Origin of the sequence: Alkalidesulfovibrio alkalitolerans DSM 16529, assembly GCF_000422245.1 — a bacterium.
GTDB classification, from domain to species: Bacteria; Desulfobacterota; Desulfovibrionia; order Desulfovibrionales; family Desulfovibrionaceae; genus Alkalidesulfovibrio; species Alkalidesulfovibrio alkalitolerans.
The window spans coordinates 53,413-77,404 of the sequence record NZ_ATHI01000006.1; the positions used below are offsets into that span (position 1 = coordinate 53,413).

Genomic DNA, 23,992 nt, shown 5'->3' on the forward strand with positions numbered 1-23,992 from the left:
GGGATAAAAAGGATTATCTGGGCCGCATGATTCCTTCTCCGAGGTCGGCGAAATGGCCGAAATGACCAGCCGTCGCCTGGAGTTCGGCGACACACGGCTGGCGGGCGAACTCTTCGGCCCGCACGAAATGCACCTGAAGCGTCTGAGCAGCCTTTCCGGCGCGGCCATCCACTCGCGTGGATCGACCCTGACCTTGCGCGCCAGGGACAAGGAAACCCTGGAGCGGGTCACGCGCGTCCTGGCCGACCTCTACGAGCGGGTCAAGTCGGGCCGCTCCGTTACGGAACGCGATGTGGACGATGAATACGGGCGCGAGGCGGACGAGGAATCCACTCCCGCCGGAACGCGGGAGTCCCCCGGCGAGAAGCCTGGTGTGTGGCGCGTCTCCAAGAAGAAGACCGTGGCCGCCAAGAGCCCAGGGCAAAAGGAATACCTCGACGCCATCGCCGAGGCCGACATGGTCTTCGGCATCGGCCCGGCGGGCACGGGCAAGACGTACCTGGCCGTGGCCATGGCCGTGGCCGCATTGTCCGAGCGGCGCATCAAGCGGCTGGTGCTGACCCGTCCCGCCGTGGAGGCTGGCGAGAAGCTCGGTTTTCTGCCTGGCGACATGGTGGAGAAGGTCAACCCCTATCTGCGGCCGTTGTACGACGCCTTGAACGACATGCTCGATTTCGAGCGCGTGCAGGAGATGCTCGCCAAGGGCAGCATTGAGATCGCCCCGCTGGCCTTCATGCGCGGCCGCACACTCAACGACTCGTTCATCATTCTGGACGAGGCCCAGAACACCACGCCCGAGCAGATGAAGATGTTTCTGACGCGTCTGGGATTCAACTCCAAGGCCGTGATCACCGGCGACGTGACCCAGATCGACCTTCCCGGCGCCTCGGCCTCGGGTCTCATCCATGCCCGGCGCGTGCTCGACGGGGTGGAGGGCATCCGCTTCGTCACCTTCGAGGAGAACGACGTCATCCGCCATCCTTTGGTGGGGAGAATCGTGAAAGCCTATGACCGGCACTCGCAAACAAAAGAAACCCGGCGCTAACGGGCATTCCCGCAAGGCTGCCACGGCCGCCGCTCCGCTCCCCAGGGTCGGCCTCGCGGCGCTCGTCCTTTCGCTGGTCGTGCTCGGCCTGCTGGCCGGGCTGAACGTGGAACGCAAGCTGGCCATTTTTGTGGCCGGAGACGTGGCCAGCGGCGACGTCACGGCCACCCGCGACCTGCTCATCGAGGACACCGAATCCACCGAGCGCAAGCGCCGCCAGATCGGTGATCTCCAGCCTCCGGTTTTCGACCTCGACGTGACCGTAGCCTCGCGTATCGAACAGCAGGTCATCGAAATATTCAACGAACTCGGCGAGGCCGACGCCGACGACCTGGAGCGGGTCCGCTGGCAGATATCCGAGGAACTGAACGCCGAGATTCCGTTGAGCACGCTACGCATGTGGCGTATGTCCGACTTCCAGGGACTGGTCGTGGAGTCGGTCCTACCTTGGCTAACGGAACGACTGTCGGGCGGCGTGGCCCGCGACAGGCAGGCGCTCTCGACCTATGCGGGTGGGATCATCGTGCGCGACGCCTCCACCGACGAGGAGCGTCTGCTGACCAGCGTCAGTGAGATCGACGAACTCGCCGGGCTGCGCGAGAACCTGAACGTCTTTTTGAACCGCGAGTTGCAAAAGCCGCTTCGCGTGCGCCAGGCCGTGCTGGCCCTCATCGATCCCCTGCTGACGCCGACTCTGGCCTACAACACCGAGGAGACCACCCTGCGCAAACGCGGGGTCATGGCCATGGTCGAGCCGGTCTACACCCAGGTGAAGAAGGGCGAGATCATCGTCCGCCAGGGCGAGCGCGTCACCCGGGAACAGCAAATCAAGCTGCAGGCGCTCATGAGCCAGCACTCGGAATATTTCGACTCGGCCAAGGCAGGTGGCTTGTTCCTCATCGGGCTCATGCTCGTGCTGGGCATGTATCTCGTACAGGTGCATGATCGGGGGCGCGTTCCCTCGGATCGCGACGGAGCGCTTCTGGCCGTGATCCTGCTGCTTTTCGGCGGCGGCGCCAAACTTCTTTTTGCTCTTCAGGGACCGCTGTCCGCAGGCATCGTCTTCATGGACGTGCCCGGTGACCTTTTCCCCATCCTGCTGCCCGTTTCCGGCGCGACCGGCGTGCTGGCCCTGTTCTTCCCCTTCGGCATGTGCTTCTTCGCCGTGCTCCTGCTCGCCTTCATCTGCGGCCTGCTCGGCGGTGGCGATCTCTCGCTCTTTGCCTTCTATTTCGCCACTGCTCTATTCGCGGTCATCTTCATCAAGCGCGCTCAGACCCGCTCCGAGCTGCTGCGCTGTATCTTCCCGCTCTTCGGGGCCACCATTCTGACTTGGGCGGGCGTGAGCCTGATGGACTTCAGGGGCTACTCCTTCGTGGCCGAAGGCGTGGTCGCGGCCACGGCCAACGTTCTTTTGGCTCTCATCACCGTGCTCTCTCTCTCTGCCATCGTGGAGATGGTCTTCGGATACACCTCCCGCTTCAAGCTGCTCGAACTCATGAGCCTGGAGCAACCGCTCCTCCAGGAACTCATGGTCAGCGCGCCCGGTACCTACCACCATTCCCTGGTCGTCTCGAACATGGTCGAGGCCGGGGCGCGGGCCATCGGCTGCAACGCCATCCTGGCCAGGGTCTCGGCGCTCTACCACGACGTGGGCAAGATCAAGAACCCGCAGTATTTCATCGAGAACCAGTTCGGACAGGCCAACAAGCACGACAAGCTGGCCCCATCCATGTCCGCCCTGGTGCTCACGGCTCACGTCAAAAAGGGAATGGAACTGGCGCGCGAGCACAAGCTCGGCCAGGAGATAACGGACATCATCCAGCAGCACCACGGCACCTCCCTCATCGCCTATTTCCACAAGAAGGCGCAGGAGCAGGCCGAGGCGCGCGGCGAGGACATGCCCCGCGAGGAGGAGTACCGTTATCCCGGGCCCAAGCCGCAGACCAAGGAGGCCGGTCTGGTCATGCTGGCCGACGCCATCGAGGCGTCGAGCCGCACCCTGAACGAGCCCACTCCCTCGCGCGTCAAGAACCACATCGACTCCATCGTGCGCTCCATCTTCACCGAGGGACAGCTCGACGAATCCGAACTGACGCTGAAGGATCTGCACCTCATCTCCGAGGCGTTCCAGCGCGTGTTGACCGGCATCTTCCACCAGCGCATCGACTACCCCGACAAGGACAAGGCCGAGGCCAAGGGTGGCGAGCAGCGGCAAAGGGAGAAGCCCGAACACGCAGTGAGGTCCGGGGAACAGGCGCGCCAGGAACCTGGTCTCAAGGTCGTGAAGTGATCGTTCGCGATCCAGGCCTGCCGTTTTTGCCCGGATTTCCGCTCGGCCGCGTCGAGTTGGCGCGGCTGTGCTCCCTGCTCTTGGAGGCCCTGGGCCTTCGTGGCTGCCGCTTCGATCTGCGCCTCGTGGACGACGCCGGGATGGCCGCGCTGAACAGGAAGGCGCGGGGCTTTCCTGGACCCACCAACGTGCTCTCCTTTCCCTCCGGCGAGGAGCCGCGAAAGGGCGCTTTCCTCGGCGATCTCGTGCTCTCGGTCGAGACCCTGGCGCGCGAGGCGCACCTCTACGGCCAGGAGCCGACGGAGCACACCGCGCGCCTTTTGGCTCACGGGCTTTTGCATCTTGCGGGGCTGGAACACGGCGAAACCATGGACGCCCTGACCGAAACGGCCGTGGAAGCGGCTGCCGGGGCTTTCGGGCGGGCGTTCGCGCAAATCCCATGAGCCATCCGTTCGAGGCCATCGTTCTGGGCGCTGGCGCGGCCGGGCTGGTCTGCGCGCTCACGGCGGCGCAAAGGGGCCGTCGCGTGCTGCTCGCCGATCATCTGGCCCGGCCCGGCAAAAAGCTTCGCATCGCGGGCGGCGGCCGTTGCAACTTCACCAATCTGCACATGGACGCCTCGCATTATTTCGGGGCCAACCCGCGCTTCGCCGTCTCGGCCCTGGCCCGTTTCGGGCCGTGGGACGCCGTGGAGTTCGTGGCCCGGTTCGATTGCGGTTTCGAGGAGCGCGACCAGGGCAAGCTCTTCCTCGACGTTTCGGCCGACCGCCTGGCCGACGGACTGCTCGACGCCTGCCGCGAGGCCGGAGTGACTTTTGCCTTTGGCGAGCCGGTCAGGAGCCTAGAGGGCGGCGAGATTTTCACGCTACGCACGGAATCCGGCGTGTTCGCGGCTTCGCGCGCGGTATTGGCCCTTGGCGGGCCGTCGTGGCGGGGCGCCGGAGCGAGCGATCTCGGCTTTCGTCTCGCCAGACGCTTCGGACTCGCCATCCAGCCGCCGCGCCCAGCCCTGGCGCCCATCCCTTGGACAGGCGCGGCCGGGCTGTCTCCAGCGGACCTTTCTGGCATCTCGCTTCCGGTCGGCGTCTCATGCGGCCCGGAGCGCTTTGTGGACGACCTTCTCTTCACCCACCAAGGACTTTCCGGTCCGGCCGCGCTTCGGGCCACGCTCAGGCCTGCGTTCGCATCCGCGCCACTGCGGCTGGACTTTCTGCCGGGCGAGGACATTTTTGACGTGCTGGCCCTGTCCTCGGGTAAGACATTGGCCAGAAACGCCCTGGCCAAGCGGTTGCCCGCCAGGCTGGCCGAGGCCCTGTGCGCGGACGTCGGCGGCAGGCGGCTGGCCGATCTGACGCGCGCGGAGCGCGACGCTTTGGCCACGCGGGTCAAGGATTTCGCCCTGCGGCCCTCGGGCGATCCGAAACAGGCGCGGGCAGAGGTCACCACAGGCGGCGTGGACACGGCCGCAATCTGCCAGAAGACCTTCGCAGCCCGCCCTGCGCCAGGGCTTTACGTGGTGGGGGAGACCCTGGACGTGACCGGCGATCTGGGCGGCTACAACATCCACTGGGCTTTCGTCTCGGGCATGGCGGCCGGCACGGCGCTCTGAACGGCCGGGCAGGGCCGTGACGGGGGAAAGCTTCCTTGGTCGACACTTTACAAATCCGGTACTTTGGCGCTATGCAACTCTTTTTCGCCGCGAGGGGTATATGACGAAACATTTCCTGACCATCCTCGATCTGACCCGCGACGAGGCCTTTGCCATGGTCCGCCGCGCCGACGAGATGAAGCGCGCCGGGCAGCGCCTGGACTTGCTTCGGGGCAAGACCATGGTGCTGGTCTTCGAGAAGGCTTCCACCCGCACCAGGTTGTCCTTCGAGGTCGCCGTGCGCCACCTGGGCGGCTCCACCATCTTCATGACCGACCGCGAGTCGCAGCTTGGCCGCTCCGAGCCCCTGAAGGACACGGCGCGCGTCATCTCGCGCTACGCGGACGGCCTCATCGTGCGCACCTTCGGCCAGGAGAAGCTGGAGGAACTGGTGCGTTACGCCTCGGTGCCGGTGGTCAATGCTCTCTCGGACCAGTTTCACCCCTGCCAGGTGATGAGCGATTGCCTGACCATGTACGAGCGCACGCCTGATCTGGCCTCTCTGAAAGTGGCCTGGGTGGGCGACGGAAACAATATGGCCCATTCGTTCATCAACGCGGCCGCGCTCTTCGGCTTCGAACTCCGGCTCGCCTGCCCCAGGGGCTTCGAGCCGGACGAGGCGGTCGTGAAGCGAGCAAAGGGCCTTGGCGCGCGCCTCACCCTGTGCGACGACCCCGCGCTTGCCGTGAAGGACGCGGACTACGTGAACACCGACGTCTGGGCCTCCATGGGCCAGGAGCACGAGTTCGACGATCGCCTGAGGAAATTCGGCGCCTTCCAGGTCAGCGAGGAGTTGCTGGCCCTGGCCAAGCCGACCTGCAAGGTCATGCACTGCCTGCCCGCGCATCGCGGCGAGGAATTGACCGAGGCGGTCCTGGAGGGCCCGGCGAGCATCGTCTGGGACCAAGCCGAAAACCGTCTGCACATGCAAAAAGCCATTCTCGAATGGATATATTCCTGAGACGAGCACACGGAGAACGCAGATGAGCACCATTCAGAAGGTCGTACTGGCCTATTCCGGCGGCCTGGACACCTCGGTCATTCTCAAGTGGATCAAAAACACCTACGGCTGCGAGGTGGTGACCTTCACCGCCGACCTGGGCCAGGACGAGGACCTCTCGGGCGTGGAGAAGCGCGCCTTGGAGACCGGCGCGGCCAAGGCCTACGTCGAGGACCAGCGCGAGGAGTTCGCTCGCGACTTCATCTTTCCCATGCTGCGCGCGGGGGCCGTCTACGAGGGCCGCTATCTGCTCGGCACCTCCATCGCCCGGCCGTTGATCGCCAAGCGTCTGGTGGAGATCGCCCTGGCCGAGGGCTGCCAAGCCATCGCCCACGGCGCCACGGGCAAGGGCAATGACCAGGTGCGCTTCGAACTCACGGCCGCGGCCCTTGCTCCGGGGCTTCGCTGCATCGCCCCCTGGCGTGAATGGGACATGAAGTCGCGTACCGACCTCGTGAACTACGCCAGGGAGAACAACATTCCCGTGACCGTGACCAAGGCCAAGCCCTACTCCTGCGACGGCAACCTTCTGCACCTGTCCTTCGAGGGCGGCGAACTGGAGGACCCCTGGGAAGAGGGCGGCCCCTACACCTATTCCATGACCGTGCCGCCCGAGGAGGCCCCGGCCGAGCCGCAGATCGTCATGATCGACTATGAAAAGGGCGATCCCGTGGCGCTGAACGGCAAGGAGATGAGCCCGGCCGCGCTGCTGGCCGAGCTCAACCGCATCGGCGGCAAGCACGGCATCGGCCGCATGGACATGGTGGAGAACCGCTTCGTGGGCATGAAGTCGCGCGGCGTCTACGAGACGCCCGGCGGCACCATCCTGCACGCCGCGCACCGCGATCTGGAGTCGTTGTGCATGGACCGCGAGGTCATGCACCTGCGCGATTCGCTCATCCCTCGTTATGCCGAAATGGTCTACTACGGCTTTTGGTTCTCGCCCGAGCGCGAGGTGCTGCAGGCCCTCATGGACAAGGCCCAGGAGCGCGTGAGCGGCACGGTACGCCTCAAGCTCTACAAGGGCGGGGTCTATCCTCTCGGCCGCAAGTCGCCCAATTCGCTCTACAACGCCGACTTGGCCACCTTCGAGGAGGACAGCGTCTACGATCAGCGCGACGCGGCCGGATTCATCCGTTTGCAAAGCCTGCGCATCCGCGGCTCCAAGAGGATCGGCTAGGTCATGTCCAAGCTCTGGGGCGGCCGCTTCGCCGAGACCACCGAGGCCCTGGTGGAGGAGTACACCGAGTCCGTGAGCTTCGACCGCGCGCTGTACGCGGCCGACATCGCGGGCTCCAGGGCTCATGCGGCCATGCTTGCGGCCGTGGGCGTGCTTACGGCCGACGAGGCGCGCGCCATCCGCGAAGGACTCGATGCGGTCAAGGCCGAGATCGAATCCGGTTCGTTCACGTTCCTCACAGAGCGCGAGGACGTGCACATGAACATCGAGGCGCGCCTGACCGAGATAATCGGCGAGGCGGGCAAGAAGCTGCACACCGGCCGCAGCCGCAACGACCAGGTGGGGCTCGATTTCCGCATCCACACGGCCGCGCGGCTCACGGCCTGGCGCGAGGGGCTTCGTCGCCTGGTGGCGGTCCTGGCCCAAAGGGCCGAGGAGCACCGCGAGACGCTTCTACCCGGTTGCACGCATATGCAGCCTGCCCAACCCGTGAGCCTGGCTCATCATCTGCTGGCCTATTGCGCCATGTTCATGCGCGATGCCGAGCGCATCGACGACGCCCTTGACCGAATTCTCGTTTCGCCGCTTGGAGCTGCGGCCCTGGCCGGAACAACCTATCCGCTCGACCCTGGGGCCGTGGCGCGAGAGCTGGGTTTTCGCGGCGTCTTCCAGAACTCCATGGACGCCGTCTCGGACCGGGATTTCGCGCTCGAAGCGCTGTTCGTCGGCTCGCTGATCATGGCCCATCTCTCGCGCCTGTGCGAGGAGATCGTTATCTGGGCCAACCCGGCCTTCGGCTTCGTGCGCCTGCCCGATGGCTACGCCACGGGATCGAGCATCATGCCCCAGAAGAAGAATCCGGACGTGGCCGAGCTTATGCGCGGCAAGACCGGTCGGGTCTACGGCGCGCTCATGGGCCTTTTGACCACGGTGAAGGGGCTGCCCCTGGCCTACAACCGGGATCTGCAGGAAGACAAGGAGCCGTTCTTCGACACCGACCGCACGGTCTCGCTTTCCCTGGCCTGCATGGCGGGCATGATGGAGCGCATGGGCTTCGTGCCCGAGGCCATGGCCCGGGCGCTCTCGCGCGGCTTCCTGAATGCCACGGAGCTGGCCGACTACCTCGTGGGCAAGGGGCTTCCCTTCCGGGAGGCGCACCACGTCACCGGCCGGGCGGTGGCCCACGCCGAAGGGCGGGGCGTCGGTCTCGAAGACCTTTCCCTGGAAGAACTCAGGGGATTTTCGCCGCTGATCGGTGAGGATGTCTTTACGGTTCTCGATTACGCCAACGCCGTGGCCCGCCGCGTCACGCCGGGCTCCACCGGTCCCGCGAGCGTGGCCGCGCAGCTTGCGGCCGTGCGCGCCTTTTGCGCCGCGGAGCAGGGGACTTCGTCTTCCTGATGCGCGGCGCGGGCCGCCGGACCCGATGCAATCCGGATCGGATGCCGAAGACGCCGCGGATTACTGGCAAAGCCGCTTTTCGCGGCAACGCGGCGGACGGGACCTTTTCAGCGGCCGAAGACGCCGTTTTCCCACAGGATGCGCAGGCCGATGGCGATGAGCACAAGGCCGCCGAGCGCCTCGGCCCAGTGCGAGAGCCTTTGCACGCGCCCGGCCAGCCGGCCCAGGTGCAGGCCCGCGGCCGTGAAGACGGCGCAGGTCAGCCCGATGACCACGGCGGGCATGGCGATGGGCGCGCCGAGCACGGACAGGGAGAGCCCCACTGCCAGGGCGTCGATGCTCGTGGCCACCGAAAGCACGATCAGCGTCCTGCCGCGTGTGGGGTCCTTACGCGGACACTCCTCGTCCCTGTCGCCGGACATCCCTTCCTTGACCATGCGGCCGCCCACGAAGGCCAGCAGCGCGAAGGCGATCCAGGGCGCGAAGGTTTCCACGGCGAAGCGGAAGGACAGGCCGAGCAGCCAGCCGAGCACCGGCATGAGCGCCTGGAACAGCCCGAAATGCCAGGCCAGCCGGAAGGTGTGGCGCCAGGTGACCTGGGGCAGGCAGATGCCCGCAGCCAGGGCCACGGCCGACGCGTCCATGGCCAGGGCCACCGCAACGAGATACAGTTCCGCGCCGCTCATCCGGGGCGTGGTAGCGCCGATCCCCGCACATGGCAAGGCGAGACCCGCACGCGGCGTCTTTGCCTTGCCACCGGGCGCTTGAGGTATTACTACTAATCGCTCGTATCCGACGGCCGGGCGAGACGCGCGCGGTCTATTGAGAAGGAGTTCCGACGTGAACAACGTCACCAAGAATCTGATTCTCTGGATCACCATCTCCCTGGTGATGGTGGTTCTGTTCAACATGTTCAACCAGCCCCCGGCCACCGAGACCAAACTCGCCTACAGCGAGTTCATACAGTCCGTGGAGCGCGGCCAGGTCGCCTCGGTGAAGATACAGGGCGATCAGGTCAGCGGCGTGATGATCGACGGCCGCCGGTTCGGGACCTTCGCGCCCCGCGATCAGGGGCTCGTGGACAAGCTTCTCGCCAATAAGGTGCAGGTGGTGGCCGAACCGGCCGAATCTGTGCCCTGGTACATGAGCCTGCTCCTCAACTGGTTCCCCATGCTCCTCATCATCGGCGTGTGGATTTTCTTCATGCGTCAGATGCAGGGCGGCGGTGGAGGCAAGGGCGGAGCCATGTCCTTCGGCCGCTCCCGGGCCAAGATGATGACCGCCGAGGAGACCAAGGTCACCTTCGCCGACGTGGCGGGCGTGGACGAGGCCAAGGAGGAACTCTCCGAGATCGTGGAGTTTCTCTCCAATCCCAAGAAATTCACGCGTCTTGGCGGCCGCATCCCCAAGGGCGTGCTGCTCGTCGGCCCTCCAGGCACCGGCAAGACGCTTATGGCCCGGGCCGTGGCTGGCGAGGCCGGCGTGCCGTTCTTTTCCATCTCCGGCTCCGATTTCGTGGAGATGTTCGTTGGCGTGGGCGCGGCCCGCGTGCGCGACCTTTTCACCCAGGGCAAGAAGAGCGCCCCCTGCCTGATTTTCATCGATGAGATCGACGCCGTGGGACGCCAGCGTGGCGCTGGCCTGGGCGGCGGTCACGACGAGCGAGAGCAGACCCTGAACCAGATGCTCGTGGAGATGGATGGCTTCGAGTCCAACGAGGGCGTCATTCTCATCGCAGCCACCAACCGGCCCGACGTGCTCGACCCGGCGCTTCTGCGTCCCGGCCGCTTCGACCGCCAGGTGGTGGTGCCTACGCCCGACCTGCGCGGCCGCACCCGCATCCTGCAGGTGCACACGCGCAAAACCCCGCTCGATCCGTCCGTGAATCTGGAAGTCATCGCGCGCGGCACGCCGGGCTTTTCCGGCGCGGACTTGGAGAACCTGGTCAACGAGGCCGCGCTGCACGCCGCCAAGCTGAACAAGAACGAAGTGGACATGCTCGACTTCGAGGAAGCCAAGGACAAGGTGCTCATGGGCAAAGAACGCCGCTCGTTGATCCTCTCCGAGGAAGAGAAGCGCGTCACGGCCTACCACGAGGCGGGCCACGCCCTGGCGGCCAAGCTTCTGCCCGGCACCGACCCCGTGCACAAGGTGACGATCATTCCACGCGGCATGGCTCTGGGCGTGACCCAGCAACTGCCCGTGGACGACCGCCACGGCTACTCCAAACAGTACCTCATGAACCAACTCGTGGTCCTGCTCGGCGGGCGCGCGGCCGAGGAACTCTTCCTCGGCGAGATCACCACCGGTGCCACCAACGACATCGAGCGCGCCTCCAAGATCGCCCGGCGCATGGTGCGCAACTTCGGCATGAGCGACAAGCTCGGGCCGTTGGCCTTCGGCGACAGTTCCGAGCAGGTCTTTCTGGGCAAGGAGTTGATCCATAACCGCGACTACTCCGAAGACACCGCCCGGCTCATCGACGCCGAGGTGCGCCGTTTCGTCGACGAGGCGCACGAGAAGACCCGCACGCTCCTCGGGGAGAACGCCGAGGTCATGCACAGGATCGCGGCCGCGCTGCTCGAACGCGAGACCATCACCGGCGCGGACATCGACCTGCTCATGGAGGGCAAGGAATTGCCGCCCATGCCCAAAAACGGCGGCTCCGGCACAGGGCCGCAGTCGGGCGGGGGAGCCGAAGGTCCGGCCGCTCCCGAGAAGGAGGCTTCCTCCAAGGAACCTTCGAGCTTTAAGGACCATTTGGATGCCACGGAAGCGAAAGACGAGGACGCCGCGCCGTCCGAACCCAAACCTCGCCGTTCGGCTGGAACGCTTGGCAGCGCCCTGGCCCACGACAAGGAACCCGGCGAGTCGTCCGCCGGGGAATCCGGGCAGGAGTCCGAGGGTACACAACCTTCCGGCGGGGGGACCAAAGACGCGGACAAGGACGAATTCACCTGGTCCGACAAAGACGACGACAAGAAGGTTCACTAGGGACGTGCTGGCATGACCGTTTCCGTCACCTGGACGCTTTCGGGGGGCAGGGTTCTCGGACCCGCCCCCTTTGTCGTGTGCGCGATCCTCAATGTGACGCCCGATTCGTTCTACGATGGCGGGCGGCACGCCGGAGTCGAGGCCGCCGTGGCGCACGGCAGGCGGCTTGTCGCCGAGGGCGCGGATGTGCTCGACGTGGGCGGCGAGTCCACCAGGCCAGGGGCCGAGTCCGTTGACGCGGGCGATGAGCTTGCCCGTGTTCTGCCGGTCGTGCGGGCGCTTTCGTCCGCAGCGCCCGTGTCTATCGACACTACCAAGGCGAGCGTGGCCGCCGCGTGCCTCGCGGCAGGAGCGGCCATCGTCAATGACGTCTCGGCCTGCCGCTTCGATCCCGCGCTCATGGACGTTCTGGCCCAGGAGAAGCCCGGTTATGTGCTCATGCATGCGCAGGGCGAACCGCGCACCATGCAGATCGATCCGCGCTACGTGGACGTCGTGGACGATATCAGGGCCTTTTTCGAGGAGCGCCTCGCACAATTGACGCGCGCCGGGTTGCCCGAGGACCGCATCGTGCTCGATCCGGGCATCGGCTTTGGCAAGACCCTGGAGCACAACCTGTCCATCTTTCGCCGCGTCGAGGAGTTCATGAGCCTTGGGCGGCCGATCTACATGGGGCTGTCCAACAAGAGCTGGCTCGGCAAGCTTTTGGGCCTTGAGCCCGATGCACGGCAGGAGGCCACGCGCATCGCCAGCGCGCTTTTGCAAGCGCGCGGCGTGCGCATCCATCGGCTGCATGAGGTCGCCCCGGCCGTTACGGCCCTGCGCCTCGCCGAGGCCATGAAGGCTCGGGCGTGAAGTCTAGTTTCCCAGTCCCGTCAGGGCGTCGAGGACGCTGAAGACCGCACCGGGGCTGACGTTCACGCCAGCCTTGACCGACATCTTGGTCGAGGTGGTGGTCGTGGTCGTCGAGGTGCCGCTCTCGGTCTGCGTGGTGCTGGTGTGGGTGTGGCTTGAGCCGGACGAACCGAGGTCCCAGCTTTTGCCCGCGCTGGGCCAGGAGAGCTGCCCGAGCGCCCGGAGCGTCTCGCGGCTGGTGAGCTCGTCGGCTCCGGGATCGGCGGAGCCGCCGCTTTCGGGCACGCTCAACGTCCATTCGCCCTTGCCCGCCCGGTAGGCGCGGTAATGCTTGGTGGACGTATGGCCCTGCTGCCGTGCGCCGAGCGTGAACCAGCGGGTGATGTTGCCCGACTCGTCCTGCGTGGCGTCCTCGGGCACCATGGAGAAAGATGTGCCGGTTTCGGAGTTGGTCCAGGTCTTGGTCTCGCCGGTTGGGCAAAGCTCAAGGGCGTTCTCCAGCATCTGCTGGTCGCTCACGCTCATGACGTCCAGAGGCGAGAACGGGGAGGCCAGAGCCTCGTCCGCCTGCGCGGGGGAATGCTGGGCCGGGAAGCCGCCCGTGGGCGTCAGACGCAGGCTGACAGTGGAGGGGGTGAGCACGTAGGCCTCGCCGGTTTCCTCCTGGCTGTTGAGGGACATGACCCCGGCATTGGCTCCCATCCAGGCGTTGTTGAAGAATTTTCCGGATTGGGCCCCCTGGTTAATGGCGTTCACCAGTACCTTGCCGGTCTGGTACTGGCGCTTGATGACCACGTCCTGTTGCCGGTAGCCATCCTTGGTCAGGGTCAGGATGTGGTCCTGGTTGCGTTCCAGGCTCACTTGGCACGGCGTGGTTCCGGCCGGCTTTCCGTTGACCATGACCTCGGCCCCGACGGGGTCCGTGGAGACGGGAACCGTTTGCATGGCGACCTTGGGCGCGCAACTGGTGAGCAGCAGCACGCCGAGGATTAGGACGGCGTGTTTGAACATTGGACCCTCCCTCCGCAGTTTATTGGAGCACATGGCGCTTACGCGCGGAGAATCTGTAGCATTATGCTGGATTCATTACCAGAAATGAATTCGGAGCTTGCCCTGGCTTTCCCGGCAGGAAAACGGGGTGATCGTTGGGCATTGGGACGGATAGCTTTCATGCCGTAGAATGGCGGTTGTCCTGTTCGGGGAAATCCGGATTCGTTCAGTCGCGTTCACGACTGTTCTTGCTTTCGAGGTCCCGACGCGCTAGATTTATTAATACCGCGCGGGCGGCGGGACGACATTCCGAAAGGCCTATGCGCCGCGCCCCAATCAAGCGGAGAGGGCTTTTTCCCCCGCATGTTCGACACCACGCAATTCGCTTGGCGAGAACTTCTCGACATCGGCCTCGTGGCCATCATCTACTATCGTCTTATCCTGCTCCTGAAAGGCACGCGGGCGGTGCCGGTGATCTACGGCCTGATCCTGGTGCTCGCCCTGTACTGGGTCTCGGCCGAGGCCGGGCTCTACACGCTCAACTGGTTTCTCGCCAACTTCCTGGGTTCCATCTTCCTGGTCATCATCATCCTGTTTCAGGCCGACATCAGGAAGGCCCTCTCGAACATCGGCGAATTGCGTTTCTGGTTCACCAAGAAGGTCGCCGAAGAGACCCTGGCCGAGGTGCTTGCGGCGCTCACGGCCATGGCCAAAACCCGCACCGGGGCGCTCGTGGTCTTCGAGCGGCGCGTGCCGCTTGGCGAATTCATCGAGAAGGGCGTCGCGCTCAATGCCATGGTGAGCGCCGAGCTTTTGCAGACCATCTTTCATCACAACACCCCGCTGCACGATGGCGCGGTGATCATCAAGGACGACCGCATCTCGGCCGCGAGTTGCATCCTGCCCCTGACGCACGACGCCAAGCTCTCCACGGCCTTCGGAACACGGCACCGTGCGGCCATCGGCCTCACCGAAGAGAGCGACGCCGTGGTGCTCGTGGTCAGCGAGGAGCGCGGCGAGATATCCCTGGTCACCCAGGGGCGCATCTATTACGGCCTGACCGAATCCGCGCTGCACGGCAAGGTCAAGGAAGCCCTGGAGAGTTGATCGTGCGCGGCAACTGGCAATACATGATGCTGGCCCTGGTTCTGGCCATGCTCTCCTGGTACCTCGTCTCCGGCCGCGAGCGCGTGGAGGTATGGGTAGAGGTCTACGTGGTCAGCGCCAACACGCCCAAGGGACTCGTGGTCATGGAGGGCCTGCCCTCACGGCTCGAGGCTCGCATCCGGGGGCCGCAGGGGCTCATGCGCAACATCAATCCCGCGGACCTCGTCTATGTGCTGAATCTTTCCGATATCCGCGCGGGTGAGAACGTCATCGTCCTCAACCCGGCGGCCATTCCCCTTTCCGGGGCCATCACCCCGCTTGAGATCAAACCGGCGCGGCTGACGTTGATCGCCGACGCCGTGGTCGAGAAGACCGTGGACGTGCGTCCCGTGACCCGTGGAGAACTGCGGGACGGATTTGAGCTGAAGGACGTTCGGCTCGTGCCCGCTGCGGTGCGGGTGCGTGGTCCGCAGTCGGTCGTGGAGGGACTTGCCGATCTTGCGACCAAGCCCTTCGACTTGGACGCGCAGCTTGCCGAAACTGTGGAACGCAGACTGCCCCTGAACCTGCCCGAGGGAGTGGAAGCCGATCCATCCCAAGTCATGGCCAGGGTGATGATCGGACCCATCACCACCCAGATGTGGGTGCGGCTGCCCGTGGAATCTCCTCCGGGAATGCCCGAAGTCCGCATCGACCCGACCCATGTCCGGCTGCATCTCGAATTGCCGGAATACTTGGCGCGCGATCAGGAATTTCGTAACGATGTCAGGATACGTATTGCGCCGGGCACGGACGTTTCGCCCGGCGAGCGCGAGGTCGTGCTTGTGTACGACCTGCCTGCGTACACGCGGGTCATCGAAGCCCGGCCGGAGAGGGTGCGCGTAAGGTTTCCGGAACCCCAGGCTTCCGGGCCCCAGTGATTTGCGGGGCAGGATAATGAAGGAGAGCGAAGGCAGATGAATAAACGGCTTTTCGGCACCGACGGCATGCGGGGCAGGGTGGGCGAATGGCCCATGACCCCCGAGGTGGCGCTTAGGCTCGGCCTTGCGGCTGGCAGGGTCTTCAAGTCCCTCACGCCGCACAAGCGCATCATCATCGGCAAGGACACGCGGTTGTCGGGGTATGTCTTTGAAACGGCCCTGACCTCGGGGCTGTGCGCCTCGGGCATGGATGTCTTTCTCGTGGGGCCGCTGCCTACCCCGGCCATTTCGTTTTTGACGCGCAACATGCGCGCGGCCGCGGGCGTCGTCATCTCGGCCTCGCACAATCCCTATTGCGACAACGGCATCAAGTTCTTCGACGCCCTGGGCATGAAGCTGCCCGACGAAATGGAAGCGCAGATCAGTGAGCTGGTGCTCGCCGACGGTTTCCACCAGTGGGATTATCCCGAGCCCGAGGCGGTGGGCCGCGCGCACCGCATCGCCGACGCGTCGGGCCGCTACATCGTGGCGGTCAAGAACGCCTTTCCCCAGGATCGCACCCTGGAAGGGCTCACCATCGCCCTGGACTGCGCCAACGGCGCGGCCTACAAGGTCGCGCCGTTGGTCTTCGAGGAACTCGGAGCCAAGGTCGTCAAGATCGGCTGCGATCCCACGGGAAAAAACATCAACGACCGTTGCGGCTCGACGTATCCCGAGGTCATCGCGGCCAAGGTGCGCGAGGTGAACGCGGACATCGGCATCGCCCTGGACGGCGACGCGGACCGCATCATCGTCGTGGACGAGAAGGGCGTCGTGCTGGACGGCGACCAGATCATGGCCTTGTGCGCCCAAGATCTCATGGAGCGCGGCGAGATGAACGGCGGCACCCTGGTGGCCACGGTGATGAGCAACATGGCGCTCGAAATCTTCATGCGCGAGCGCGGCGGCAGGCTCCTGCGTACGCCCGTGGGCGACCGCCACGTGGCCGAGGCCATGCGCCGCGAGGGAGCCGTGCTCGGCGGCGAGCAGTCCGGCCACATCATCTTCGTCAATTTCGCCACCACCGGAGACGGCATCCTTGCCGCGCTGCAGCTATTGCGTATAATGGTAGCCAAGCAGAAGCCGCTTTCCGAGCTTTCGCATCTGCTCGAACCTTTCCCGCAGGTGCTTTTGAACGTCCCCGTGGGCAGGAAGGTTCCCTTCGAGGACGCGCCCCAGGTCGGGGCGGCCGTGGCCGAGGCTGAACGCCGCCTGGCCGACAAGGGACGGGTGCTTCTGCGCTACTCGGGAACCGAAGCCAAGGTTCGGGTCATGGTCGAGGGCGAGGACCACGAATTGGTCAGCTCCCTGGCGGCGGACATAGCCGGCGCGTGCGAGGCGCATCTGCGCTGAAACCGTGAATCATAGCTGAACAAAGGGGAACTTCATGCTCATCAACAAGGTCGTCATTCCCGTCGCGGGTTGGGGAACGCGCTCGCTTCCCGCCACCAAGAACATCCCCAAGGAGATGCTGCCGGTCTACAAGAAGCCCACCGTGCAATACGTCGTGGAGGAGGCCATCTCCTCCGGCCTGGACACCGTGGTCTTCATCAACAACAAGGACAAGAAGATCATCGAGGACCACTTCGACTACAACCTGGTTCTCGAAAACCTCCTCGCCCGCGCGGGCAAGACCAAGCTTTTGGAGGAAATCCGGGCTGTGGCCGAGATGGTCAACATCATCTCGGTGCGCCAGAAGGTGCAACTCGGGCTTGGCCACGCCGTGCTCTGCGCCCGCGAGGTGGTCAAGAACGACAACTTTGCGGTCATGGTCGGCGACGACCTCATGTTCGGCGCCGAGCCCGGCATCAAGCAGCTCATCGACGTGGCCAGGGCGGAGAACCTGCCCGTGGTCGGCGTCATGGAGGTGCCCAGGAGCAAGGTCTCCAACTACGGCATCATCGCGGGCGACGAGTTCGCGCCCGGCCTTTACCGCGTGCGCAACGTGGTGGAGAAGCCGCCCGTGTCTGAGGCTCCTTCGCGTATGGCGGTGATTGGCCGTTACGTGCTCACGCCCGACATCTTCCCGCTCCTCGACCAGGTCAAGCCGGGCGTGGGCGGCGAGATACAGCTCACGGACGCCCTGCAGATGCTGGCCGCCCAGAACCGCCTGCTGGCGGTCAAGATCAGGGGCCAGCGCTTCGACGTCGGCGACTGGGTGGATTATCTCACTGCCAACATCTACTTCGGCCTGCACGACGAGGATCTGCGCGACGACCTCGTGCATCGTCTGCGGGAGCTGCTCTCGTGCAGCTAGCATCCGGCCATGCTCCGGCCTCGCGAGCGGCGAATCGCCATGCTCGCGAGGCCGGCCGCGGCTGGCTCTGACCGTCGTTTTCCGCCATGTCCGAATGCGTCCGGGTCGTCCTGCCGAGCCCGCCCTTCTCGCAACTCACCTATTCGCTTCCGCCGCATCTGCCGCGCGGGGCTTTTCCGCCCGGCACGCGCGCCCTGGCGCCGCTCTCGGGCGGGTTTCGCGTGGTCGTCGTGCTCGGGCCGGAGGCCAAGCCCCCGGCCGACGTGACGCTTAAGCCCCTGCTCTGGCCCCTGGAGCGCGAACCGTTGCTCGGCGTGGACTATCTTGAGATGGCCTCGAATTTGTCCGCGCGCTTGGCCGAACCGCTCGGCCAGGTGCTGCACGGCATCGTGCCCAAGGGATTTCGCAGCGCCCAGGCGCGGTTTTCAGTGCGCGAGCCAGGCCTTGGCCGCTCTTTCACGACCCGCGATCTGGCGAATGCGCCGTCCGAAATCCGCGCTCGTCTCGCCGCTGCCTGGGGCCAGGGGCGCATGCAGGTCCGGGTGCGTCGCGAGAACGACATTTGCGTGCGTCTTCTGGCTGACCCGCCGTGGCCGGTGAGGCCTGGGGCGATCCGCCAGGCAAGGGTTCTCGAATTCCTCTACGACACCGGGCCCGTGGGCAAGGAGCAGCTTTTCGCGGCCCTTGGGCCGGGGCACGAGGCGGCTCTGGCCACCCTGGAGAGCCGAAGCCTGGTTCAGGTCGGTCCCTGGCCCGAAGACGAGAGACCACCCGGCCTGCAGCCGCCATCCGATCTTTCCTGCTTGGACGCCATGACGCCCACGCCCGATCAGGAGGCGGCCCTTTGCGACCTCTCGGCCGCGCTTGGCGGCGACCAGGGCGCGGCGCGGCTCTTGTACGGCGTCACGGGCAGCGGCAAGACCTTCGTCTATCTGCGCCTCATCCGCGAGTGCCTGCGTCAGGGTCGCCAAGCGCTGCTGCTCGCGCCGGAGGTGGCGCTTTGCCTGGCCCTTTATCGCGCCGCGCGCGAGGCGCTGCCGGAATTTCGGGTGGATATCTATCACGGCTACCTGCCGCCCGGCCGCCGCGAGACGCTCTTCGGCGAGGCCTCGGAAAAAGGCCCCCGCCTTGTCGTGGGCACCCGTTCGGCGCTCTTCCTGCCCTTGCAGAACCTGGGGCTGGTGATCCTGGACGAGGAGCACGACGAGTCATTCAAGCAGGACGAGCGGCTGGTCTACCAGGCCAAGGATGTCGCCTGGTTTCGCGCCATGCGCTCGCGCGCGCTGCTCGTGCTGGGCTCGGCCACGCCGGATCTGAAGACCTTTTATGCCGCAGCCAGCGGGGCCATGCCGCTGTTGCGCCTCTCGCGCCGCGCAGGCGCGGGCAGACTGCCCTCGGTCGAACTGGTCCCCATCGACGCCAAAAGCGGCCAGGGACCGCTTGCACCCGAGACCATCGAGCGTTTGAACGCGACCGTGCGCGCGGGCGAGCAGGCCGTGATCATGCTCAACCGGCGCGGCTACGCTCCGGTCATGTACTGCCTGTCCTGCGAGGAGGCCGTGCAGTGCCCCGAGTGCCGTGTGGCCCTGACCTACCACAAGGCGCGCGAACGGCTCGTCTGCCACTACTGCGGCCTGTCCATGCCGTTTCCCTCGCCCTGCGGGACGTGCGGCCAGTCTTCCTACCTGCCCATGGGCGAAGGCACGGAGCAGCTCGAAGAGATGCTCGGCCGCATCCTGCCCCCCGACACACCGGTCCTGCGCCTGGACCGTGACGCCGCCCGCCGCAAGGAGCGCATGGAGAGCATCCTGGCCGACTTCGCGGCCGGTCGCGCGCAGGTGCTCGTGGGCACGCAGATGCTCTCGAAGGGACACCATTTTCCTGGCGTGACCCTGGCCGTGGCCGTGGACGCGGACATGGGGCTCAACCTGCCCGACTACCGGGCCACGGAACGCATCTTTCAACTCCTGGTCCAGGTCTCGGGTCGCGCCGGGCGTGGCGAGAAGCCCGGCTCCGTGCTCATCCAGACCAGGAGCCCGAACCATCCTTTCTGGGGATTCGTGCTCTCCGGCGACTACGAGGGGTTTTATGCGCGCGAGATCGAACTTCGGCGGCGCTTCCGCTATCCTCCGTTCGTGCGGCTGGGACTCATACGCCTCTCCCACGCGCATGACGATCCGGCTGGCCCCGATCTCGTCGCCGCCATCGCCGCCGAGCTGCGGGCCGTGGCAGTCGAAAAGGGGCTCATGCTCCTCGGCCCCGCGCCCGCGCCCCTGTCGCAACTCAAGGGCAGACGCAGATTCCAGTGTCTGGTCAAAGCCTCCGGATGGCCCGAAATTCGGGAGCTGTACCTGCGCGGCCGGGCCATGGTCCCGCATGGTGCGGACGTGCGGCTCTCGCTGGATCTCGACCCGGTGAACATGCTCTAGCAGGCTGCCCCAAAAGCACCATCTGCTGCGTTGCCGCACGAATCCCTGTCTGGCGGCCCGTTGTTTCAGGAAACGGAACGAGGGTGACGCGCATGGCGCAAGAATGGGTTCAGATGCTTGGTTTCGCGGCCGGGACCATGACCACGGCGGCCTTCGTTCCGCAGGTGGTCAAGACGTGGCGCAGCCGCAGCGCGAGCGACATTTCGCTCGGCATGTACGCAGTGCTGACCTGCGGGGTTTTTTCCTGGCTGGCCTATGGGCTGCTGGTGGGAGACTGGCCCGTAGTGGCGGCCAATGGCGTGACCCTTGTCTTGGTCGCGGCCATGCTGGCGATGAAGCTCGTTTTTCGTTGAGAGATCAGGATCTTTTCTTTCCCGGCCGCCCCAGCCCGCTGCCGGATTTCCTCACGACGCGGCTCTTGCGAGGTCTGCCAGGGCCATTGCCCGGATCGGGCAAAAGTTCCTTGGGAACGCCTATCTCAAGGAGTTTTGCGTGGATGCGGCGAGACTTTCGTTTGCCCTGCACGACATAGGTGATGAAGGATGGGTCGACGCCAACCTCGCGGGCGAGGTCGGCTTTGGTTATGCCGTGAAACGCAAGCCACGCGCCGATTGCGCGCTCTCGGTCGATGAGGGAAAGGTCGAGCACAAGTGCCATGGCGATTATTCTGGCAAATTATTGCCAGTTTTGGAAGAGGAAAATCGCCACGAGATTACGTGTCGAACGATTATCTGCGGGGCGGGCGGCCCGGGCCCGGCTCGGGCAAGAGACTGGCAGGGATGCCGACTCCGACAAGGCGTTCGACGAGATCGCGCGAGGCGCGCTCGCCCTTGATGATGCGTGTGATAGAAGACGGGGAGACGCCGACCTGGATGGCAAGCTGTTTTTCGCCGATGCCGTGATAGGCCAGCCAAGTGCGAAGAGCGGTTTCGCGTTCAACTTGAGAGAGGTCGAGCACGAGTTCCATGACTCCATTATGGCAAAAAATTGACCTTTCTTGAACCCCCCGGCGGTTGAAAAAATGCGTCGAAAACGGCTTTTATCATGATTCGGAAGATGGTGCGAGAAGTACCGGAGGGATACCGAAGTTGGCCAGCTTGTCGATCAGATCCTGGGAACGCCGTTCACCGGACAAAAGCCTAGTAACAGTCGAGGGGCTGACGCTCAATTTCTCGGCAATCTCTTTTTCGGAAATTCCGTGGTAGATGAGCCAAGTCCGCAGAGCCGTCTTGCGATCAACCTTCCCCAGGTCGAGGCATAGACGCCCGGCTCCCCGAGCGGCGGTACGGCCCGTCGCTTTGGGGAAAGAGTTTTTGTCTGACATGACGTGTCCTTACCTAGTGCGTGTTCCTCCTCCTCACCCGCGGGGACCATACGAAAATGATGTCCCGGCCGCAATGGGGTTTATGAAAAATACCAGTAATGTCCAATACGCGTGCAAGGGCATCAGCGCGGGCCGTTCCGGTTTCTTCCGTTGCCGGGGAGAAAACGTTTCCGGATCAGTTTGAATTTCTCGTAAGCACCAGGAAAAAAACGTTTTATACTTACGAAGCGGCGTCGCATGCCCGCCGAGCCGGAGATCACGAGCAGCACGCCCGGCACGATCAGCGGGACCCCCAGGGGGAGAGGAAGGACGTACAGCGGCAGGCCCACGAGGATCAGGGTCCAGCCGAGCAGACACCTGAGGCGCGGGGTGATGGTGGCGGGTTTGTCGGCCATGCGCGTTCTCCGGCATTGACTGGTGGTGGCCGGGAATTGTGAACGGACATGGTGCCGAACTCGTGACAGGCGGTGCGAAGTCTGCGGAACGCAGACCGTTCAAAAAGCGCTAGATGTCAGGCACAAGGAAAGTTCAAGGCCGACGCGTATTACCAAATACGCGAGGGTTTGAACTTTTCGCGGCAACGCAGCAGATGGTGTTTTTAGGACGGCCTGCTAGAACTGGTCCTCGGACCAGAAAGCGCCCCGGTCGAAGGCCACCTTGCCCATGTCCTTGCGTTGCTTGCGCAGCATGACATAGAGCGCCCCCGCGCCGCCGTGCCTGGGCAGGGCGGTGCAGTAGGCCAGCACGACCCTTTTGAGCGGCTCGCGCGTCAGCCAGTGCTGAATTTCGCGCTTGAGAAGCGAGAGCCCCTGCGGCGATCCCTTGCCCCGGCCGGGGATGAGCAGCACCACGCGCCGTCCGGAAAAATACGCCTCGCGCAGGAAGAAGAGCAGGGCGTCGTAGGCCTGCTCCAGGGTCATGCCATGCATGTCCAGGTGCGCCTCCACGGCGAATTGACCGGCCTTGAGGCGGCGAAATATCTTTGAATCCAGGCCCTTGACCTGGCCGTGCATGTATTCGTCGCTGAACTCCAGATCGAAGTCGATGCGGCCGTCGAGGATCTTCTCCATGGTCGTGGCCCCGTCGTCCTCGGGCTGTTGCAGCGGCGGCCGGGGCGGCGCGTCGGGGGCCACGTCGCGGCCCCCGCCCGCGATGGGCTTCACCCCGCCCATGGCGGCCGCGAAGACCGCATCCTCGTCGGGTTCGGATCGTTGCTCCGATTTCTTGGACGGCTCGGGCGGCTTTGCAGCCTTCTTCGGCTTGATCTTCAGCTTCTTGAGCTTCTCGAAGGGATTGTTCATGGCGTTCGTCGTGATTCCGGGGTATCCGTGCTCAGCGCCGGACCGTGGCGTAGGCCTGGGCGAGCCAGGGCCGCGAGTAAATCTCCAGGCGCGAGCGCAGCCACGCGCCGCCCTTGTCGCGCACCTTGAAGCGGTTGACGTGGGCGGCCGCGCCGGGCGGGTTGGCTCCCGGCGTGGTGCAGAAGAACATCTCGATGCCAAGCCCGCGCGCGATTTCGTGGGCCGCTTCCGTGAAGGCGCCCCACGGCCATGCCAGGGACACGGGCGCGCGGCCGAGGTTTTCCCGGATCGCCGCGATGCTCGGCGCAAGCTCCTCGTGTACGCGCGCTGCGTACTCGTCGTCCGTCTCGAAACGCCCCCATCGCTCCCTGGGAATGGCCAAGACCTTGGAGCGCAGCCGCTCCTCGTTGCGGGAATCGGCGAAGAACCGCAGGGCCTCGCCCGTGTCCTGGGGCGTCTCGCGCAGCGCCAGATCATACAGTTCGTCCGCAGGCAGAAAAGCCCTGGAAGACAGGCTCGGCCCTTCCTCGAAGCGGGGCAGGCCGAAGACCGTGCGCGTCTCGATGTCGTCGAAGGTCCGCTTCTTGTTGCGGGGCTTGAAAAAGGTCTGGAAATCGGGTCTACAGAATACGGAGGCGTGTCTGTGGCCGTGTGGTTCCACGCTGACGACGCCAGAGGCTTCCATGGCCCTGGCCTCATCCCAGGAGAGGAATTGATCGCGGCGTTCCCACAGGCCATGCTCGCCGGTCACCAGATGATCCGTGACGTTGGGCAGGTCGTCCAACGCCACGCGACCCGCGCGCGCATCGCCGAGAGTGGGACGCGCCGGGCCGTGCTCCAGGCGCGAGGTCACGGCGAAGACCACTGCCTTGTGGCCGTATTGCGCCAGTAGGGGCCAGGCATTGGTGGCGTTGTCCAGGTAGCCGTCGTCGAAGGTGATCAAACAGGGGCGGCCCGGCAGTCGCACGCCGCGCACCAGGAACGCGTGCGCCTCCGCGAGGGACACGCCCCGGAACCCAGCGGCCGACAAGGCCTTCAACTGGGCCTCGAAATTTTCCGGCGAAACCGCGATCGCGTCGCGTCGCGCCGTGACGTGGTGGTGCAGGAGGACGGGCAGACTTTGCTTCATGGGCTTGTCAGATTCTTGACAGGACTGTGATCGCGCTTATCGTTCGTTCATGCGCGGAACCGACCATGCGACCGGGAAAG

Annotated in this window: 23 protein-coding genes; 15 read left to right on the top strand and 8 right to left on the bottom strand. The window is 65.1% G+C overall.

Features of this window, described 5'->3' with window-relative positions; genetic code table 11:
• Positions 1–52 precede the first annotated feature (52 nt).
• From DSAT_RS04880 to argH, 7 genes are all read left to right on the top strand, one after another.
• On the top strand, positions 53–1,045 hold the full coding sequence (locus DSAT_RS04880; RefSeq protein WP_020886479.1) for a PhoH family protein: 993 nt from the start codon (positions 53–55) through the stop codon (positions 1,043–1,045).
• A complete protein-coding gene (locus tag DSAT_RS04885; RefSeq protein ID WP_020886480.1) occupies positions 1,008–3,338 on the top strand; it encodes an HD family phosphohydrolase in 2,331 nt (776 codons plus the stop codon). Before DSAT_RS04880 ends, DSAT_RS04885 begins: the two co-directional genes overlap by 38 nt.
• Positions 3,335–3,781: an rRNA maturation RNase YbeY gene (ybeY, locus tag DSAT_RS04890; protein ID WP_020886481.1), complete on the top strand. Its 447-nt coding sequence runs from the start codon at positions 3,335–3,337 to the stop codon at positions 3,779–3,781. Before DSAT_RS04885 ends, ybeY begins: the two co-directional genes overlap by 4 nt.
• Positions 3,778–4,947 carry a BaiN/RdsA family NAD(P)/FAD-dependent oxidoreductase gene (locus DSAT_RS04895; protein ID WP_020886482.1) on the top strand — a complete coding sequence of 390 codons (1,170 nt, stop codon included), beginning with the start codon at positions 3,778–3,780 and terminating at the stop codon, positions 4,945–4,947. The genes ybeY and DSAT_RS04895 overlap by 4 nt, the downstream gene beginning before the upstream one ends.
• Before the next feature lie 100 nt (positions 4,948–5,047).
• Positions 5,048–5,947 carry an ornithine carbamoyltransferase gene (argF, locus tag DSAT_RS04900; RefSeq protein WP_020886483.1) on the top strand — a complete coding sequence of 300 codons (900 nt, stop codon included), beginning with the start codon at positions 5,048–5,050 and terminating at the stop codon, positions 5,945–5,947.
• Between the two features lie 22 nt (positions 5,948–5,969).
• Positions 5,970–7,166: an argininosuccinate synthase gene (locus tag DSAT_RS04905; protein ID WP_020886484.1), complete on the top strand. Its 1,197-nt coding sequence runs from the start codon at positions 5,970–5,972 to the stop codon at positions 7,164–7,166.
• A 3-nt stretch (positions 7,167–7,169) separates the two neighbouring features.
• Entirely contained in the window at positions 7,170–8,567 is a 1,398-nt protein-coding gene (gene argH, locus DSAT_RS04910; RefSeq protein WP_020886485.1) for an argininosuccinate lyase, read from the top strand.
• Positions 8,568–8,674: 107 nt separating this feature from the next.
• Here argH and DSAT_RS04915 read toward each other — a convergent pair whose 3' ends face one another.
• Entirely contained in the window at positions 8,675–9,253 is a 579-nt protein-coding gene (locus DSAT_RS04915; protein ID WP_020886486.1) for a manganese efflux pump MntP, read from the bottom strand.
• A gap of 154 nt (positions 9,254–9,407) precedes the next feature.
• Between DSAT_RS04915 and ftsH the strand changes: the two genes are divergently transcribed.
• Together ftsH and folP are read left to right on the top strand one after the other, a co-directional pair.
• Complete coding sequence (gene ftsH, locus DSAT_RS04920; protein ID WP_020886487.1) at positions 9,408–11,561, top strand: ATP-dependent zinc metalloprotease FtsH; 2,154 nt, start codon at positions 9,408–9,410, stop codon at positions 11,559–11,561.
• 12 nt (positions 11,562–11,573) lie between these two features.
• Positions 11,574–12,416 (top strand): dihydropteroate synthase, encoded by an 843-nt coding sequence (gene folP / locus DSAT_RS04925; RefSeq protein ID WP_020886488.1) that lies wholly within the window; start codon positions 11,574–11,576, stop codon positions 12,414–12,416.
• A 3-nt stretch (positions 12,417–12,419) separates the two neighbouring features.
• On the opposite strand, the gene DSAT_RS14805 is transcribed toward folP, so the two are convergent.
• A complete protein-coding gene (locus DSAT_RS14805) occupies positions 12,420–13,427 on the bottom strand; it encodes a PEGA domain-containing protein (protein ID WP_020886489.1) in 1,008 nt (335 codons plus the stop codon).
• Between the two features lie 342 nt (positions 13,428–13,769).
• Between DSAT_RS14805 and cdaA the strand changes: the two genes are divergently transcribed.
• The 6 genes from cdaA to DSAT_RS04960 all read left to right on the top strand — a co-directional run bounded on the left by cdaA (position 13,770) and on the right by DSAT_RS04960 (position 20,511).
• A complete protein-coding gene (cdaA, locus tag DSAT_RS04935) occupies positions 13,770–14,513 on the top strand; it encodes a diadenylate cyclase CdaA (protein ID WP_020886490.1) in 744 nt (247 codons plus the stop codon).
• A gap of 2 nt (positions 14,514–14,515) precedes the next feature.
• Positions 14,516–15,433 (top strand): CdaR family protein, encoded by a 918-nt coding sequence (locus DSAT_RS04940; protein WP_020886491.1) that lies wholly within the window; start codon positions 14,516–14,518, stop codon positions 15,431–15,433.
• A 36-nt stretch (positions 15,434–15,469) separates the two neighbouring features.
• Positions 15,470–16,825, top strand: a complete 1,356-nt coding sequence (glmM, locus tag DSAT_RS04945) for a phosphoglucosamine mutase (protein WP_020886492.1) — start codon at positions 15,470–15,472, stop codon at positions 16,823–16,825.
• 34 nt (positions 16,826–16,859) lie between these two features.
• Positions 16,860–17,729 carry a UTP--glucose-1-phosphate uridylyltransferase GalU gene (gene galU, locus DSAT_RS04950; RefSeq protein ID WP_020886493.1) on the top strand — a complete coding sequence of 290 codons (870 nt, stop codon included), beginning with the start codon at positions 16,860–16,862 and terminating at the stop codon, positions 17,727–17,729.
• A gap of 86 nt (positions 17,730–17,815) precedes the next feature.
• Positions 17,816–20,158: a replication restart helicase PriA gene (priA, locus tag DSAT_RS04955; RefSeq protein ID WP_020886494.1), complete on the top strand. Its 2,343-nt coding sequence runs from the start codon at positions 17,816–17,818 to the stop codon at positions 20,156–20,158.
• Positions 20,159–20,250: 92 nt separating this feature from the next.
• Complete coding sequence (locus DSAT_RS04960; RefSeq protein ID WP_020886495.1) at positions 20,251–20,511, top strand: SemiSWEET family sugar transporter; 261 nt, start codon at positions 20,251–20,253, stop codon at positions 20,509–20,511.
• A 4-nt stretch (positions 20,512–20,515) separates the two neighbouring features.
• Here the strand turns inward: DSAT_RS04960 and DSAT_RS04965 are convergent, their stop codons facing one another.
• The 6 genes from DSAT_RS04965 to DSAT_RS04985 form a co-directional block, all read right to left on the bottom strand.
• Positions 20,516–20,815: a helix-turn-helix domain-containing protein gene (locus tag DSAT_RS04965; protein WP_020886496.1), complete on the bottom strand. Its 300-nt coding sequence runs from the start codon at positions 20,813–20,815 to the stop codon at positions 20,516–20,518.
• A gap of 70 nt (positions 20,816–20,885) precedes the next feature.
• Complete coding sequence (locus DSAT_RS04970; protein ID WP_020886497.1) at positions 20,886–21,125, bottom strand: helix-turn-helix domain-containing protein; 240 nt, start codon at positions 21,123–21,125, stop codon at positions 20,886–20,888.
• 75 nt (positions 21,126–21,200) lie between these two features.
• Positions 21,201–21,482, bottom strand: a complete 282-nt coding sequence (locus DSAT_RS15095; protein ID WP_020886498.1) for a helix-turn-helix domain-containing protein — start codon at positions 21,480–21,482, stop codon at positions 21,201–21,203.
• 122 nt (positions 21,483–21,604) lie between these two features.
• A complete protein-coding gene (locus tag DSAT_RS04975) occupies positions 21,605–21,877 on the bottom strand; it encodes a hypothetical protein (RefSeq protein ID WP_020886499.1) in 273 nt (90 codons plus the stop codon).
• 216 nt (positions 21,878–22,093) lie between these two features.
• A complete protein-coding gene (locus DSAT_RS04980) occupies positions 22,094–22,783 on the bottom strand; it encodes a Smr/MutS family protein (protein WP_020886500.1) in 690 nt (229 codons plus the stop codon).
• A 31-nt stretch (positions 22,784–22,814) separates the two neighbouring features.
• A complete protein-coding gene (locus DSAT_RS04985) occupies positions 22,815–23,912 on the bottom strand; it encodes a polysaccharide deacetylase family protein (protein WP_020886501.1) in 1,098 nt (365 codons plus the stop codon).
• Between the last annotated feature and the right edge of the window lie 80 nt (positions 23,913–23,992).

What these genes read in the sequence shown, in the direction of transcription:
- folP (WP_020886488.1), top strand. Translation starts at nt 11,574, where the DNA reads ATGACCGTTTCCGTCACCTGGACGCTTTCGGGGGGCAGGGTTCTCGGA.
- argH (WP_020886485.1), top strand. Translation starts at nt 7,170, where the DNA reads ATGTCCAAGCTCTGGGGCGGCCGCTTCGCCGAGACCACCGAGGCCCTG.
- DSAT_RS04880 (WP_020886479.1), top strand. Translation starts at nt 53, where the DNA reads ATGGCCGAAATGACCAGCCGTCGCCTGGAGTTCGGCGACACACGGCTG.
- DSAT_RS04960 (WP_020886495.1), top strand. Translation starts at nt 20,251, where the DNA reads ATGGCGCAAGAATGGGTTCAGATGCTTGGTTTCGCGGCCGGGACCATG.
- DSAT_RS14805 (WP_020886489.1), bottom strand. Translation starts at nt 13,427, where the DNA reads ATGTTCAAACACGCCGTCCTAATCCTCGGCGTGCTGCTGCTCACCAGT.
- DSAT_RS04895 (WP_020886482.1), top strand. Translation starts at nt 3,778, where the DNA reads ATGAGCCATCCGTTCGAGGCCATCGTTCTGGGCGCTGGCGCGGCCGGG.
- DSAT_RS04965 (WP_020886496.1), bottom strand. Translation starts at nt 20,815, where the DNA reads ATGGCACTTGTGCTCGACCTTTCCCTCATCGACCGAGAGCGCGCAATC.
- DSAT_RS04905 (WP_020886484.1), top strand. Translation starts at nt 5,970, where the DNA reads ATGAGCACCATTCAGAAGGTCGTACTGGCCTATTCCGGCGGCCTGGAC.
- argF (WP_020886483.1), top strand. Translation starts at nt 5,048, where the DNA reads ATGACGAAACATTTCCTGACCATCCTCGATCTGACCCGCGACGAGGCC.
- DSAT_RS04985 (WP_020886501.1), bottom strand. Translation starts at nt 23,912, where the DNA reads ATGAAGCAAAGTCTGCCCGTCCTCCTGCACCACCACGTCACGGCGCGA.
- galU (WP_020886493.1), top strand. Translation starts at nt 16,860, where the DNA reads ATGCTCATCAACAAGGTCGTCATTCCCGTCGCGGGTTGGGGAACGCGC.
- DSAT_RS15095 (WP_020886498.1), bottom strand. Translation starts at nt 21,482, where the DNA reads ATGTCAGACAAAAACTCTTTCCCCAAAGCGACGGGCCGTACCGCCGCT.
- glmM (WP_020886492.1), top strand. Translation starts at nt 15,470, where the DNA reads ATGAATAAACGGCTTTTCGGCACCGACGGCATGCGGGGCAGGGTGGGC.
- cdaA (WP_020886490.1), top strand. Translation starts at nt 13,770, where the DNA reads ATGTTCGACACCACGCAATTCGCTTGGCGAGAACTTCTCGACATCGGC.
- priA (WP_020886494.1), top strand. Translation starts at nt 17,816, where the DNA reads ATGTCCGAATGCGTCCGGGTCGTCCTGCCGAGCCCGCCCTTCTCGCAA.
- DSAT_RS04980 (WP_020886500.1), bottom strand. Translation starts at nt 22,783, where the DNA reads ATGAACAATCCCTTCGAGAAGCTCAAGAAGCTGAAGATCAAGCCGAAG.
- DSAT_RS04970 (WP_020886497.1), bottom strand. Translation starts at nt 21,125, where the DNA reads ATGGAACTCGTGCTCGACCTCTCTCAAGTTGAACGCGAAACCGCTCTT.
- DSAT_RS04975 (WP_020886499.1), bottom strand. Translation starts at nt 21,877, where the DNA reads ATGGCCGACAAACCCGCCACCATCACCCCGCGCCTCAGGTGTCTGCTC.
- DSAT_RS04915 (WP_020886486.1), bottom strand. Translation starts at nt 9,253, where the DNA reads ATGAGCGGCGCGGAACTGTATCTCGTTGCGGTGGCCCTGGCCATGGAC.
- DSAT_RS04885 (WP_020886480.1), top strand. Translation starts at nt 1,008, where the DNA reads ATGACCGGCACTCGCAAACAAAAGAAACCCGGCGCTAACGGGCATTCC.